Genomic DNA, 14582 nt, shown 5'->3' on the forward strand with positions numbered 1-14582 from the left:
AACCGGAACCGCAACACTGTTAAGCGGCACATGTTGATGAAACGCAAATCCGACGGTTTTGCCAGGGGGTCCGATCCCCGTGGTGGAGTGCTGAGTGAATCCGCCGCGGAGGCCCTAGGGGCCCGCGTCTTCGCCTACGTCACCGGCGATCCGGGCCGATTGCTCCGGTTCATGGACAGCGCCGGCCTGTCGCCGGATGCGCTGCGGCAGGCGGCGAACGGCCCGGAGCTGATCGCCGGCCTCCTCGACCACGTGGTGGCGGACGAGGAACTGCTCGTGGCCTGCGCGCGCGACCTCGACGTGCCGCCGGAGCGGATCACCCAGGCCTGGCGCCGCCTCGGACCGCCCGAGCCGGACGAGTTCGGCGCGTGAGCGCGACGCAGGCCGGGTTCTGCCGCGATTGCGGCGCGACCTCGCCGGCCGGGCCCGAGTCTCTCATCGGGCCCGAGTCCTGCACCGGGCCGGAGTCGCGCGGCGGGGCCGGTGCCCCGCGTTGCCGGGCCTGCGGTTCGCCGCGCCTGCTCGTCCATCCGGAGCGCGACGCGCTCGCCATCGCCCACGTCGATTGCGACGCGTTCTACGCCGCCGTCGAGAAGCGCGACGACCCGTCCTTGCGCGACCGGCCGCTGATCATCGGCGGGGGCAGGCGCGGGGTGGTGGCGACCGCCTGCTACATCGCGCGGATCCGCGGCGTGCACTCGGCGATGCCGATGTACCGCGCGCTCGAGGCGTGCCCGGACGCGGTGGTGCTGCGGCCCGACATGGAGAAATACGCCCGGGTCGGCCGGCAGGTGCGGGCGATGATGCAGGACCTGACGCCGCTCGTCGAGCCGGTCTCGATCGACGAGGCCTTCCTCGACCTCTCGGGCACCGAGCGGCTGCACGGGGCTTCGCCCGCCGTGACGCTGGCGCACTTCGCCCGGCGGGTCGAGGCGGAGGTCGGCATCACCGTCTCGGTCGGACTCGCCCCCAACAAGTTCCTGGCCAAGATCGCCTCCGATCTCGAGAAGCCGCGCGGCTTCTCGATCATCGGCCGGAACGAGGCCGAGGCCTTCCTGGCGCCGCGGCCGGTGCGGATCCTGCCCGGCATCGGCCAGGCCGCGGCCGAGCGCCTCGCTTCCCTCGGCATCCACCGGATCGGCGATCTCGGCCGGGTGGCGCCGGAGCGGCTGCAGGCCGGCCTCGGGCGTGACGCCGCCCGCCTGCGCGCGCTCGCCCGCGGCGAGGACCTGCGCCGGGTGCAGCCGACCCGCGAGACGAAGAGCATCTCGGGCGAGACCACCTTCGCGGAGGACCTGCGCGCCTTCGAGGCCCTGCGGCCGGTGCTGTGGCAGCTCTGCGAGAAGGTGGCGCGGCGCCTGAAGCGGGGGGAGCTCGCCGCCGGAAGCGTCACGCTGAAGCTGAAGGACCGGGATTTCCGCCTGCGCACCCGCACGCGCTCGGGCCTCGCCCCGACGCAGGTCGCTGAGCGGCTGTTCCGCCCTGCCGAGGCGCTGCTGCGCGAGGCCTGCGACGGCACCGCCTACCGGCTGATCGGGATCGGGGCCGGCGATCTGTGCGACGCGGCCCATGCCGACCGGGGCGACCTCGCCGACGTCTCGGCGGTCCGCGAGGCCAGCCGGGCGGCGGCGATCGAGTCCCTGCGCGAGCGCTTCGGCGCCGCCGCCGTGCAGCGCGGGCTCGGCTTCGCGCCGCGGGGCGAGGGACGAGCGAGCCAGGATGCGGCAGGGGCGGGAGCGGCGGGGAAAGGCCCGCCGAAACGCGACCCGCGCTGACCGCCGCCCTCCCCTGCCCGGCCTACTTGCAATCCTTGCTCTCGGGCGTGAGGTCGATGCGCGACAGCTCGCCCTTGAGCGAGAACTCGCCGTAATCGAGGCGCAGCGCCCCGCTGACGCCGTTCTCGTAGAGGTCGAAGGCCAGGACGTAGACCGGGGTCCGCTCCCCCTCCCCCGGCGAGAAGTAGCTCAGCGTCACCGGCCAGTGGGGCATCGTCGCCATCGGCCCCTGGCGCAAGGGCGCGTCGGCCGGCACGGCGGCGGGCTTGGGCGCGTCCGGCTTGTCGGTCCCGGGCTTGTCCGCCTGGGTGGCGACGGCGCGCTGCGGGCCGATCACCGCCAGGGTGTCGTAGACCTTGCGGCCGTCATCCGAGCCGTCGAACACCTTGACGGCGACGGTGGATTGCCCGGCCCGCGCCGCCTCGATCAGCCGCCGCATATGGGCGGCGGGAAACAGCACCTCCCCGGCCACCGCCATCTCGCCGCGCTTGGGCTGCTTGAGGGTGATGTCGACGCCCTTGTCGCCACGCTCGGCATTGCCGTCGACCGGCGCGGCGGCCTTGCCGTTGAGGTCGGACTGGGTGCGGAAGCGGAAGCTGCGCCCGTCGCCGCTCTCGAAGGTGGTGTTGCGCAGGTCGGAGGTGCGGCTGCCGCTCTCCGAGCTCTCCAGCACCGTCACCTGCCGGTACTGCAGCGCGAAGCCCTTGCAGGAATCGCCGGAGAAATCGAACACGATCCGGCCGCGGGCGCCTTCGACCGCGCGGGTGCCGGAGCTGCCGGACAGCGACAAGTCGTAGACGGCGCGATGGGGCGCGAGGTGCACGGCCTCGGCCGCCAGGGCGGGCGGCGAGAACGCGAGCAGGACGCACGCGAGGAAGGGTCGCATGAAGTCTCCCGGGGCGGCCGTCCGTGGTCGCGTCGGCCCTGTTGGCTGCCTCAAGATAGGTCCCGCCCCGGCGCCCGGCAACGTGCCACCGGCGCCGGGATCGACCGGGCCGTGGCGATAAGGCCACGCTTGTCCAAACACCGCACGATCAACCCGCAGTTGCTCCACCTCCGGGCGCGGCCTCAGGTGGGGGACGGCGGGCGTCGCGGAGCGGCGACGGCTCCGGGCCCTGAGGGCAAGACGCTAAAAAATATGAATATTTTCCGATTTTTCGCATCGCCGGGCGGCCCGTGGAACCAATCGTCGATACAACCAAGGCGGGCTTCGACGACCGTTCCACCGCGGGGAAAAACCGACTCGGCGGGAGCCTGACTCTTGCGCGGGTGTTAGGCCGTCCTGTAGGTTCACCCCGTCGCCACGGCCCAAGGCGTGGCGGCGATCACCAGCAGGATCGGACGGACTGAACGCGCGGTCGAACGGCGGACCGCTCGCGTCCGTATGCCGTTTCCAGGGGTGATGTCGGGGGAGTGGAGGCGGCGATGACGGATGCGGGCCCGGGCTGGACAAAGGAGCGTGTCGAGCTTCTCAAGCGGCTGTGGAGCGACGGCCGGAGCGCCAGCCAGATCGCCGCCGAGATGGGCGGCGTGTCCCGCAACGCGGTCATCGGCAAGGTCCACCGCCTCGGCCTGGCCGGCCGGGTCCTGAAGGCCAATGGCGCCGCGCCGCCTGCCGGTCGCCGTGCCCGGAGCGAGGTCGATGCGCCGGGCGCCTCTCTCGCCGAGAGCCCGTCCATGCTGGCGCCCGCGCCGCCGGCCCTGGCCCTGGTCCCGTCTCAGACCGGCCCGACCGCCGACACGATCGCCCTGCCGGAGAGCGCCCGCGTCACCATCATGGAGCTGCGGGACTTCATGTGCCGCTGGCCGATGGGCGACCCGTCGACGCCGGATTTCCGTTTCTGCGGTGACCGCGCGATCACCGGCCTGCCCTATTGCACCCACCACAGCCGCATCGCCTACCAGCCCGCGGCCGAGCGCAAGCGCGACCGGAAGGTCGTCGGGTTCCGATAGCGTCACGCCCCGAAAGCGGCGTCGAGCCGCTTTCGATGGATGGACGATATCGCTCAAATCCTAACGATTCCTGTCCGGTAGCGGCGGTCGCATCTGCGCGGAGCCCGGGCGTCCGAGCGAAGCCGAAAACCGCATCGCGAACGCGATTGCGCGGCGATCGCCGAGCCATCAGTCGGATTTCGCATGGCGGGCCGGTCGCCTCGCGGCGACGCCGCCGGCCCTCTCCCTCGTCTTGAGGCTCGGCGCAGCCGAGACTTCGGAATGCCGATGGAGGGGTCGGGTCTGAGGGCCGAGTTCCGCCGCCTCACGCGTCCGGCGCGAACATCTCGTCGAAGGAATAGCCCGAACCGCGCACGGTGCGGATCGGGTCGCTGTCGCGGCCGCGGTTGATCGCCTTGCGCAGGCGGCCGATATGCACGTCGACGGTGCGCTCGTCGATGTAGACGTCGTGGCCCCAGACGCCGTCGAGGAGCTGCTCGCGGGAGAAGACCCGCCCGGGGCTCTGCATCAGGAATTCGAGCAGCTTGAACTCGGTCGGGCCGAGATGCAGCTCGCGGCCGTCGCGGCGGACGCGATGGCTGACCCGGTCGAGCTCGATGTCGCCGGCGACCAGAAGGTCTGCGACGTGGGCGGGCTTGGAGCGGCGCAGGAGCGCCCGCACCCGCGCCAGCAGCTCCGGCACCGAGAACGGCTTGACGATGTAGTCGTCGGCGCCGGTGGCGAGGCCCCGCACCCGGTCGCCCTCCTCGCCCCGCGCCGTGAGCATGATGACCGGCAGCCGCTCGGTCTCGCGGCGGGCGCGGATGCGCCGGCACAATTCGATGCCGGACAGGCCGGGCATCATCCAGTCGAGGAGGACGAGGTCGGGCACCTGCTCGCGCAGGCGGATGTCCGCCTCGTCGCCCCGGGCGACGGCGTCGACCTCGAAGCCCTCGGCCTCGAGGTTGTAGCGCAGGAGGAGGGTGAGGGCTTCCTCGTCCTCGACGATCAGGATGCGGGTACTCATCGGGGGCACTTCAGGCGGGGGCCGCGGAGGTGAGAGCCCGCCGGGCCCGAGCCCGGACGGGCATCGGCCCTCAGGCCTCGGGCGGGGTGTCGAGGGTGGCGAAGCTCGACCGGTCGTTCTTCGGACGCTCGGTCGGCAGGGTCTCGCCGGTGGCGAGGTAGTGGATCGTCTCGGCGATGTTGGTGGTGTGGTCGCCGATGCGCTCGACGTTCTTGGCGCAGAACAGGAGGTGCGTGCAGAACGTGATGTTGCGCGGATCCTCCATCATGTAGGTCAGGAGCTCGCGGAACAGCGAGGTGTAGAGCGCGTCGATGGCGCCGTCCCGGGCCCAGACGTCGAGGGCCGCGACGGTGTCCTGCGTGGCGTAGGCGTCGAGCACGTCCTTGAGCTGCTCCTGGACCAGCTCGTTCATATGCTCCACGCCGACGACGATCTTCTGCAGCTGGACCTGATCGCTGATCGCGACGACGCGCTTGGCGACGTTCTTGGCGAGGTCGCCGATGCGCTCGAGGTCGCCCGAGACGCGGATCGCCGAGATCGTCTCGCGCAGGTCGATCGCCATCGGCTGGCGGCGGGCGATCAGCAGGATCGCCTTCTCCTCGATCTCGCGCTGCAATCCGTCGAGGCGCTGGTCGACGGCGATCACCGCCTGGGCGAGGCCGGCATCGCGGCGCAGCAGCGCCTGGCCGGAATCGGCCACCATCTTCTCGGCGATGCCGCCCATCTCGGAGATGCTGCGCCGCAGGTTCTGCAACTCCTGGTCGTAGGACGTGACGATGTGGCTCGACATGGGATCTGGCTCCTCGCGCGGAGGTGGAGCGTAGGCGTTCGCCGGCCCGGCAGGCCGGGCCGGCAGATGGTCGCGTCAGGCTTCAGCCGAAGCGGCCGGTGATGTAGTCCTGGGTCTGGCGCTTCGACGGGTTCATGAACAGCCGGTTGGTCGGCCCGAACTCGACCAGCTCGCCGAGATACATGAAGGCGGTGAACTGCGAGATGCGGGCCGCCTGCTGCATGTTGTGGGTGACGATGGCGATGGTGAACTCGGTCCGCAGCTGCTCGATCAGCTCCTCGATGCGGCCGGTCGAGATCGGGTCGAGGGCCGAGGTCGGCTCGTCGAACAGGATCACCTCCGGGCGCTGCGCCACCGTGCGGGCGATGCAGAGGCGCTGCTGCTGGCCGCCCGACAGGCCCATGCCGGATTGCTTGAGCTTGTCCTTCACCTCGTCCCACAGGGCGGCCTTGCGCAGGGCCTCCTCGACGCGGATGTCGAGGTCGGCCTTGCCGAGGCGCTCGTAGAGCCGGATGCCGAAGGCGATGTTGTCGTAGATCGACATCGGGAACGGGGTCGGCTTCTGGAACACCATGCCGACCCGGGCGCGCAGCTCGTTGAGGTCGATCGAGGGGTCCAGGATGTTGCGGCCGTCGAGCAGGATCTCGCCTTCCGCGCGCTGCTCCGGATAGAGGCTGTAGATCCGGTTGAAGGTGCGCAACAACGTCGACTTGCCGCAGCCCGACGGCCCGATCAGCGCCGTGACCTGGCGGTCGAGGAAGTTGAGGTTGATGTTCTTCAGGCCCTTGAAGTCGCCGTAGTAGAAGTTGAGATCCTTGACGGCGAGGCGGATCGCGGCGGCCTCGTCGGCCGTGCTCTGGCCCACGACCGGCACGGCGGTGGCGGTGGCGCTCATCGGTGTTCTCCGGGCTCGGTTGCGGTCAGCGCCCCTTCGGGCCGCTCAGGACGAGGCGGGCCACGATCGACAGGCCCAGGATGGTGACGGTGATGAGGAGCGCGCCGGCCCAGGCCAGCTGGCGCCAGTTGTCGTAGGGCGAGAGCGCGAACTGGTAGATCATCACCGGCAGGTTCGCGACGCCGCCCATCAGGTCGGGGCTGAACCAGGAATTGTTGTTGAGCGCGGTGAAGAGCAAAGGCGCGGTCTCGCCGGCGATGCGGGCCAGCGCCAGGAGCACGCCGGTGACGATGCCGGATTGTGCCGCCCGCCAGGTCACGCTGCGGATGACGATCGACAGCGGCGCGCCGAGGGCCGCGCCGGCCTCGCGCAGGGTGCCGGGCACCAGGCGCAGCATGTCCTCGGTGGTGCGCACGATCACCGGGGTGGCGATGATGGCGAGCGCGACGCCGCCGGCCCAGCCCGAATAGCCGCCCATCGGCCGCACCATCAGGGTGTAGACGAACAGGCCGATCAGGATCGAGGGTGCCGAGAGCAGGATGTCGTTGAGGAAGCGGATCAGGTTGGCGAGGTGCGAGGTGCGGCCGTACTCGGCGAGGTAGGTGCCGGCGAGCACGCCGACCGGGGTGGCCACCACGATGCCGAGGGCCGTCATCACCAGGCTGCCGAGGATCGCGTTGGCGATGCCGCCGCCCACGGAGCCGGGGCCGGGCGTGACCTGGGTGAACAGGGCCGGCGAGAAGCCCTGCACGCCCTGGATGATCAACATGAGCAGGATCGAGCCGAGCACCACCGCGCCGAGCACGGTGGCCCCCGTGCAGGCGACGATCAGGAGCTTGTCGGCGGAACGGCGGCCCGCGCGGACCCGGCCCCAAGCGGGCGGGGAGGACGGAGACCGTGCGGGGGCGGTCGGGGTGGAGCCTGCGACCGCGGCGGGGGAGGCGTTCATCGGGAAGCGTCCTGCGGGCTACGGGGGTCAGGCCACCTTCGCGCGGCGCACCAGCAGCCGGGCGATGATGAGCACGATGAAGGTGACGACGAACAGGATGCAGCCGAGCGCCATCAGGGCGTGGAGCTGCATGCCGTCGGCCTCGTTGAACTCGTTGGCGATGCGCGAGGCGATGGTCGAGCCCGGATCGAAGATCGAGGGCGAGAGGCGGTTGGCGTTGCCGATCACGAAGGTGACCGCCATCGTCTCGCCGAGCGCCCGGCCGAGGCCCAGCATGATCGCCCCGATGATCGAGACCGAGGCCTGCGGGATCAGGACGTGGCGCACGACCTCCCAGGTGGTGCAGCCGATGCCGTAGGCGCTCTCGCGCAGCACCGTCGGGATCTGGTCGAGCATGTCGCGGGTGATCGAGGCGACGAAGGGCACGATCATGATCGCCAGGATGATGCCGGCGGTGAGCACGCCGACGCCGGACGGCACCTGGGCGTAGAACAGGGTGCCGACGATCGGCATCCCCTCGACCAGGTTCGAGACTGGGATCTGCACGAAGCGCGCGAAGAGCGGCGCGAACACGAACAGGCCCCACATGCCGTAGATGATGCTCGGCACGGCGGCGAGCAGCTCGATCGTCATGGCGACCGGGCGGCGGGCCCAGCCGGGGCAGAGCTGGGTCAGGTAGATCGCGATGCCGAGCGAGATCGGCACGCCGATGACGAGGGCGAGCAGCGCCGAGACCAGGGTGCCGATGATGGCGACGAGCGCGCCGTACTGCTCGCGGCCGACGTTCCAGGCGCTCGAGGTCAGGAAGCCGGGGCCGAATTCCCGGAAGGCGGGCCAGCCGCCATAGGCGATCGAGGCCAGGATGCCGGCGAGCACCGCGAGCACCAGCAGCGCCGAGGCGAGGGCGGCGACGCGGAAGATCCGGTCGCCCACGGGGCTGGGGCTGCGGCGGGCGACGGCGACTCTCGCCGCCAAAGCAACGTTCTCAGACAACGCGACCATCCGGGTTTCCCTTGGAGTGAGCGGCCTTAGCGCGCTCGGCGGATCGAGGCGAGTCGGACGCGATCCGGCGGCCGGCCGGCGGCGGGATCTCGGCGTCGCGCAAGCGCCGCGCGGGCGCAGGATCGGGCCGGCGAAGGTGGGAGGGCGGGACCGGTCCGGCCCTCCCGGGTTTCAGGCTCGATGCCGGGGTCTCAGTTGCTGAGGACGGGCTTGCCGTCCTTCGTCACGGTCTTCCACTCGTCCTCGACCTGGGTCACGACCTTGTCGGGCAGCGGCACGTAGTCGAGGTCGGTGGCCATCTTGTCGCCGTTCTTGTAGGCCCAGCGGAAGAACTTCAGCACCTCGGCGGTGCGGGCCGCATCGGCCGGGTTCTTGTGGACCAGGATGAAGGTCGCGGCGGTGATCGGCCAGGCCTTCGGCCCGGGCTGGTTGGTCAGCGAGATGCCGAAGCCCGGGGCGGCCTTCCAGTCGGCATTGGCGGCGGCGGCCTGGAACGACTCGTCGCCCGGCATCGGGTACTGGCCGTCCTTGTTCTGGATCAGCGCGACCGGCAGGTTGTTCTGCTTGGCGTAGGCGTACTCGACGTAGCCGATGGCGTTCGGGACCTGCTTGACGACGGCCGTGACGCCCTCGTTGCCCTTGCCGCCCTGGCCGGCCGGCCAGCTGACCGTGGTCGAGGCGCCGAACTCGGACTTCCAGGCCGGCGACACGTCCGACAGGTAGGTGGTGAAGATGTTGGTGGTGCCGGAGGCGTCCGACCGGTAGACCGGGGTGATCGGCGCGTCGGGGAGCTTCACGCCCTCATTGAGCTTGGCGATCTTCGGGTCCGACCACTTCTTGATCTTGCCCTGGTAGATCTCGGCCAGCACCTCGCCGGTCAGCTTGACCTCGCCGGACTTGACGCCGGCGATGTTCACCACCGGGACGACGCCGCCCATCACGGTCGGGAACTGGACCAGGCCGTCCTTGGTCAGGGTCTCGCCCTTCAGCGGCGCGTCGGTGGCGCCGAAATCGACCGTCTTGGCCTGGATCTGCTTGATGCCGCCGCCCGAGCCGATCGACTGGTAGTTGAGGCCGTTGCCGGTCTCCTTGCGGTAGGCCTCGGCCCACTTCGAGTAGACCGGGAACGGGAAGGTGGCGCCGGCGCCGGTGATGTCGAGGGCCAGCGCAGAGGTGGCGATCTGGGCGGTCGCGAGCCCGATGGCGAGCGCGTAGGAGAAGGGCTTCACTGAGTATCTCCGTGTTCGGATCGGTCCGGCACGGTGCGGGGACCGGGTTCGGTACCCCGCGCCTTGCGCGTCGACTGCCGGTGGGGACGTGACCGGTCTCCCCGGACTGCGCCGGATCGTGTCCCGATCGTTGCCGGGCCCCCCGCGGCGGCGCGAGGGATAAGCCTCGTGCGACGCCGGCCCTATGACGATCCCATGACACTGGGATGACAGGGACCGTCCGGATGCGACGGTTCGGCCTCCTCGCGCGTTGAGGGGACGAGAATCGATGGGGACAGCCCCGGACAGCTTACCCGGGATGACGGCGACAGGACACAGGCCCGTGCACAACCTCGACACGACGACCGACGGGCATCCGGACGCGGCCCGCTCCGAGGACGATCCGGAACGTCGGGAGCTGATGGCGCTCCACGCCGAGCGGGCGTCCCTGGAGCAGCGCCTCGCCCGCGCCGGGCAGGAACGCCTCTACCTCGACGAGCCGGGCGCCGGCGCCGCCCAGGCCGAGGAGGCCGCCCTGCTGGCCGAGCTCGACCGCATCATGACCCGCATCCGCGCCGCCGAGTATCGCAGCCAGCCGGGCGCCCGGACCTGGTAGGGTCCGGGCACGGTCCACGCCATCGACGTTCCTCGATATCGCCCGGAACCTCGGCAGTACGAAACCGTTGCCCCCGCGACCCGGGCCGCCGGTCCGGGCGCGGCCGCGTTCGCGCGGCCTGCGAAGCGACGGGAGCGGTGACGATGCAGCGCGAGACGGGGACGGTCGAGGGTGCCATGCAGGACCGGATGCGGCGCTGCTGAGCCGCCCGCGGCGAAGCGCGCGTCGACAGATCCGCGGCGCGCCCCAGTTTCCCTCCTGAAGAAGCTCCGGCGGAGTACCCACTCGCGCGGCCCCGCAGATAGCGTCCCGGCGGCCGCCGCCCTCCCCCGCTTCAGAACGTGAGAGTCGCATGGCGTCCACCGACAATCCCATCCTCAGCACCGACACCAAGCCCGGCCTGCCCCCGACCGTCCAGGTTCATCTCGGCCGCCAGCTGCGCGCGGCCTACGCCCCCCTCGAGACCGCGGCGACCCCGGAGATCTTCCTCGCACTGATCGAGAAGCTCGAGGCGGCGCTCGCGGCGCAAGGGCGCGCGGTCGAGCCGGAATTCCGCGAGGGCATGCTGGCCGCCCTCTCCTCCTTGCGCGCCTTCGCGCTCTCGCTCACCAACAACGCCGCCCGGGCCGACGACCTCGTGCAGGACACGATCCTGCGCGCCTGGCAGAACCAGCACCGCTTCCAGCCCGGCACCAACCTGAACGCCTGGCTGTTCACCATCCTGCGCAACGCCTTCTATTCCGAGCAGCGCAAGCGGATGCGCGAGGTCCAGGACGAGGACGGCTCCTACGCCGCGCGCCTCTTCACCGCCCCCGACCAGGGCCACCGCCTCGACGTGCAGGACCTGCGCGCCGGCCTCGCCAAGCTGCCGCCGGACCAGCGCGAGGCGCTGATCCTCGTCGGCGCCGAGGGCCTGTCCTACGAGGAGGTGGCGGGCATCTGCGGGGTGGCGATCGGCACGATCAAGAGCCGCGTCAACCGCGCCCGCAACCGCCTGGCAGAGCTTCTCGGCTACGGCGACGACGACCTCACCGGCGACCGCATGATGCAGTCGGCCATGGGCGAGGGCGTCTGAGCGGCCCGTTCCGCCGGCATTGATACCCGCCCGACCGATCCGGGGCCGCGGCGCGGCGCCCGGAGTGACGCAGGGGACACGGGTTCGGCCGATGGAACGGCCTCGTCCCCCGGACGATGGCCGCCGACGACGGCGCGCCTCCGCCCGGCATCACGCCCGGCTCGACGCCCGCGGGCTGACCCGCGGGCGCTCCGCGCTGCGCTCAGTGCCGGCCGTGGATCAGCCAGCCGAACAGGTAGCCGATCCCGCCCGCGACCAGCAGGGCGGCGAGGTGCTGGTCGCCGACCTGGCGGGCGACGGCGCGGTTGCCGCGCTCGTAATATTGGCGACCGGTCTCGCGGGCCGTGTCGGCGTAATCCGGCGCGGCATCGGCGAGGTCGCGCACCGCGTCCTTGGCCTGGCCGTAGACGTTGCGGGCCACCCCCGCCGCCTGGTCGGCGAGGCCCTGCGCCTGGGTGCCGGTCTCGCCCGTCCACTCGCCCAGCCGCTGCTGCACCTTGCCGCCGAGCTCCTTGCCGGCGCCGATGATTCGGTCGGAATCCATCGCGATCTCCTTGCCGGCGGCCCGTCCGGACGCGGCCGCCCTGTTCCGCCTCAACGCGCGGGCCGGCAAAAAGGGCTCCGACCCGCCGTGCGGATGGTGCGGGGGCGACATGCAGGGTGCGCGGACGCCGGATCGCCCCCCGGCCGGTGACGAGTCATGAATCTGTTATCTCCGCGCTTTTCCGCAGTTGCACGAGTCCGCGGCGAACCGTTAACTGGCCTTGACCTTTGGTGAGGCACCTCGTGAACTTCCCCTCGACCGCGATCCCGCCCGGACGCGCCCGGACGCGCGCTCTCGTCCGCACGCTGGCGCTGGGGGCACTGCTCGGCGTCGGGAGCGTGGGCGCCGGCACCACCCTGGTGCAGGCGGCGGACGACGCCGGGGTGCTCGATTTCGTGCTCGGCGATCTGCCGCGCAGCCTCGGCCTGCCGGCGCGGCCGCCGCGGCCGGAGCCCGGGTTGCGCGAGCGGCGGGTGCGCTGGACCAGCCGGCCGGCGACGGCCGCGATCGAGCGGCCGCGCTGGCGCGACCCGGCCCCGCGCCCGCACGCCGCCCCGGCGAGCCCCGCGGCCGACCGGGCGGTCCGCGAGCCCGCCGCCTTGGCCGGCCGCCACGGCCGCACGGTCTGCGTGCGCACCTGCGACGGTTACCTGTTCCCCCTGGGCAACATCGACGGGCGCGGCGCCCCGCGCGCTCATGCGCAGGCCTGCGCCGCCGCCTGCCCGGGGGCGGAGACCGCCCTCTACACGGTGCGGGCGGGCCAGGAGCTCGACCGGGCGGTCGGCCCCGAGGGCCGGCCCTATCGCAGCCTCGCGGCGGCTTTCGCCTACCGGACGAAGGTGGCCCCGGGCTGCTCGTGCAACCCGGGCAAGGGCGGATACTCCCGCCTGCTGCTGCACGACGCGACCCTGCAGCCCGGCGACGCGGTGGCGGACGGGTCCGGCGGGCAGGTCTTCACCGGCCGCGACCGCGCCGGCGCGGCCCGCTTCGTCGATTTCCGCCGCGCGACGGTGCTGTCCTCGGATGCGAGGCGCGAGCTCGACCGCACCCTCGACGTGACGCGCCTGGAGCGCGCCCGGACCGAGTTCCGCCGGTCCCTGGCAGCACAGAGCCGAGAATCCGGCCGCCTGCGCTACGCCGCGCATGCCGGAGGCTTCGTCGAGGTCGCCAGCGAGGCGGGCTTCCTGCCGGTCCGGACGGTGTCGCCCTCCCCGTTCCGTTGATCCGGCCCCGAGCGGTGCCTCAATCGACCGGCCTCCTTGATCGACCGGCCTCCTTGATCGACCTCCTGCACCGGTCTGTTGCGGACCGGAGACAGGGGCGGCCTTCCACTACCTTGCGCGCTCGCGGCGCTTGCGATTCACAGGCCGGCGTGACGAAACTGACCGCGTTCCCGGCCCTCGCCCGGATCCCCCTCACATACTGTCGCCCGCCATGTCGCCCGCGCTCGAGAATCGTCTGCTGCCCTATCGCGAAGTCGTGGCCGTCTTCGTGAGTTCGGGGCTGTTCTTCGCAGGGTTGCTGGCCTGGGCCTTCATGGCGGGGTGAGATTCCCTCCGGAAGAGCTCTTCCGGAGAGTGCCTCGCCAGCCCGCGACGGCGGAGCCTTGCTCCACACGCTCGAGCGGAGCCGCTTTCCGCATCGCGAAGCGATCGACCGGAAAGGGCGTGAGCCGGGCCTCGACAGGGCGGAGCCCGGCCGTTAACCCGGACGGGTCTTTTCATCCCGTCGGGAGGCCGGTCGGTTGAGCGAATCTGAGGCGGCGCCGGTCTTCCTGCGCGAGGCCCCGGCGAGCGGCCGGGTCGAGGCGGTCTCGCCCCTGGTCCGGCGGCTGGTCTGCCCGAATGCCGGGCCCTTCACCCAGAGCGGCACCTGCACCTACATCGTCGGGCACGGCCGCGTCGCGGTGATCGATCCCGGGCCGGACCATCCGGAGCACCGGGCGGCGCTCCTCGCCGCCCTCGACGGCGAGAGCATCGAGGCGGTCCTCGTCACCCACACCCACCGCGACCACTCGCCCGGCGCCCGGCCGCTGAGCGCCGCGACCGGCGCAAGGATCGTCGGCTGCGGCCCGCACCGGCCCGCCCGCGCGGTGCGCGGGGCCGAGCAGGGCCGGCTCGACGCGGCGGGCGATGCCGACCACCGGCCGGACCGGGAACTGGCCGACGGCGAGAGCGTCGCCGGCCCGGGCTGGACCCTGACGGCGCTGGCCACCCCCGGCCACACCATGAACCATCTCGCCTTCGCCTTCGCGGAGGAGAACGCCCTGTTCTCGGGCGACCACGTCATGGCCTGGTCGACCAGCATCGTGGCCCCGCCGGACGGGGCGATGGGTCCCTACATGGCCTCCCTGGACCGCCTGCGCGGCCGGTCCGAGGCTGTGTACTGGCCCGGCCATGGCGGCCCGGTGCGCGAGCCGCAGCGCTTCGTGCGCGGCCTCCTGAGCCATCGCCGCGCCCGCGAGGCCGGCATCCTGGAGCGGCTGCGCACCGGCGAGCGCACCATCCCGGGCCTCGTCGCCGCGCTCTATTCCGGCCTCGACCCGATGCTGCGTCCCGCCGCGGCGCTCTCGGTCTTCGCGCACCTGGAGGATCTGGTGGAGCGCGGGCGGGTGGTCACGGACGGACTGCCGGCGCTCGATGCGGAATACCGGGCGGCCTGACGGCACGTTTGGCTTTCGGCTCTGACGACACCCTTCGCGTCGTCCCGGGCTCCGCTGCGCGGCCTCGGAATGACATCCAGGTTGTCATCCCTGTGGGGTCGAATCAA

At 71.7% G+C, this 14582-nt stretch carries 15 protein-coding genes; 7 read left to right on the forward strand and 8 right to left on the reverse strand.

Going from position 1 to position 14582, the window contains the following annotated elements; all coding sequences use genetic code 11:
* Positions 1-87: 87 nt before the first annotated feature.
* Together G4G93_RS28000 and G4G93_RS28005 are read left to right on the forward strand one after the other, a co-directional pair.
* Complete coding sequence (locus G4G93_RS28000; RefSeq protein WP_312892279.1) at positions 88-372, forward strand: DUF3572 domain-containing protein; 285 nt, start codon at positions 88-90, stop codon at positions 370-372.
* Entirely contained in the window at positions 369-1775 is a 1407-nt protein-coding gene (locus G4G93_RS28005) for a DNA polymerase IV (protein WP_395409907.1), read from the forward strand. Before G4G93_RS28000 ends, G4G93_RS28005 begins: the two co-directional genes overlap by 4 nt.
* 22 nt (positions 1776-1797) lie before the next feature.
* Here the strand turns inward: G4G93_RS28005 and G4G93_RS28010 are convergent, their stop codons facing one another.
* Complete coding sequence (locus tag G4G93_RS28010) at positions 1798-2661, reverse strand: cell envelope integrity EipB family protein (protein ID WP_165089378.1); 864 nt, start codon at positions 2659-2661, stop codon at positions 1798-1800.
* A 539-nt stretch (positions 2662-3200) separates the two neighbouring features.
* Here G4G93_RS28010 and G4G93_RS28015 point away from each other — a divergent pair.
* Positions 3201-3728 carry a GcrA family cell cycle regulator gene (locus G4G93_RS28015; RefSeq protein ID WP_165089380.1) on the forward strand — a complete coding sequence of 176 codons (528 nt, stop codon included), beginning with the start codon at positions 3201-3203 and terminating at the stop codon, positions 3726-3728.
* Positions 3729-4032: 304 nt separating this feature from the next.
* Here G4G93_RS28015 and phoB read toward each other — a convergent pair whose 3' ends face one another.
* The 6 genes from phoB to pstS form a co-directional block, all read right to left on the reverse strand.
* On the reverse strand, positions 4033-4734 hold the full coding sequence (phoB, locus tag G4G93_RS28020) for a phosphate regulon transcriptional regulator PhoB (protein ID WP_165089383.1): 702 nt from the start codon (positions 4732-4734) through the stop codon (positions 4033-4035).
* 70 nt (positions 4735-4804) lie between these two features.
* Positions 4805-5524 (reverse strand): phosphate signaling complex protein PhoU, encoded by a 720-nt coding sequence (phoU, locus tag G4G93_RS28025; RefSeq protein ID WP_165089386.1) that lies wholly within the window; start codon positions 5522-5524, stop codon positions 4805-4807.
* A gap of 82 nt (positions 5525-5606) precedes the next feature.
* Complete coding sequence (gene pstB / locus G4G93_RS28030) at positions 5607-6419, reverse strand: phosphate ABC transporter ATP-binding protein PstB (protein ID WP_165089389.1); 813 nt, start codon at positions 6417-6419, stop codon at positions 5607-5609.
* Between the two features lie 25 nt (positions 6420-6444).
* A complete protein-coding gene (pstA, locus tag G4G93_RS28035) occupies positions 6445-7368 on the reverse strand; it encodes a phosphate ABC transporter permease PstA (RefSeq protein ID WP_165089392.1) in 924 nt (307 codons plus the stop codon).
* Positions 7369-7395: 27 nt separating this feature from the next.
* Positions 7396-8370 (reverse strand): phosphate ABC transporter permease subunit PstC, encoded by a 975-nt coding sequence (gene pstC / locus G4G93_RS28040; protein WP_165089394.1) that lies wholly within the window; start codon positions 8368-8370, stop codon positions 7396-7398.
* Positions 8371-8561: 191 nt separating this feature from the next.
* On the reverse strand, positions 8562-9599 hold the full coding sequence (gene pstS / locus G4G93_RS28045; RefSeq protein WP_165089397.1) for a phosphate ABC transporter substrate-binding protein PstS: 1038 nt from the start codon (positions 9597-9599) through the stop codon (positions 8562-8564).
* A 322-nt stretch (positions 9600-9921) separates the two neighbouring features.
* On the opposite strand from pstS, the gene G4G93_RS28050 reads away from it, so the two are divergent.
* Complete coding sequence (locus tag G4G93_RS28050) at positions 9922-10194, forward strand: hypothetical protein (RefSeq protein WP_312892280.1); 273 nt, start codon at positions 9922-9924, stop codon at positions 10192-10194.
* A gap of 352 nt (positions 10195-10546) precedes the next feature.
* Positions 10547-11269, forward strand: a complete 723-nt coding sequence (locus tag G4G93_RS28055) for a sigma-70 family RNA polymerase sigma factor (RefSeq protein ID WP_165089399.1) — start codon at positions 10547-10549, stop codon at positions 11267-11269.
* Between the two features lie 202 nt (positions 11270-11471).
* Here G4G93_RS28055 and G4G93_RS28060 read toward each other — a convergent pair whose 3' ends face one another.
* The gene (locus G4G93_RS28060) at positions 11472-11813 is read right to left on the reverse strand and encodes a CsbD family protein (RefSeq protein ID WP_165089402.1); all 342 of its coding nucleotides are present in this window, start codon (positions 11811-11813) and stop codon (positions 11472-11474) included.
* A gap of 242 nt (positions 11814-12055) precedes the next feature.
* On the opposite strand from G4G93_RS28060, the gene G4G93_RS28065 reads away from it, so the two are divergent.
* A complete protein-coding gene (locus G4G93_RS28065; RefSeq protein ID WP_312892281.1) occupies positions 12056-13036 on the forward strand; it encodes a DUF2865 domain-containing protein in 981 nt (326 codons plus the stop codon).
* 521 nt (positions 13037-13557) lie between these two features.
* Entirely contained in the window at positions 13558-14475 is a 918-nt protein-coding gene (locus G4G93_RS28070) for an MBL fold metallo-hydrolase (RefSeq protein WP_165089405.1), read from the forward strand.
* The last annotated feature ends 107 nt before the right edge of the window (positions 14476-14582 follow it).

Source organism: Methylobacterium sp. DB0501 (assembly GCF_011043735.1).
Classification (GTDB): domain Bacteria; phylum Pseudomonadota; class Alphaproteobacteria; order Rhizobiales; family Beijerinckiaceae; genus Methylobacterium; species Methylobacterium alsaeris.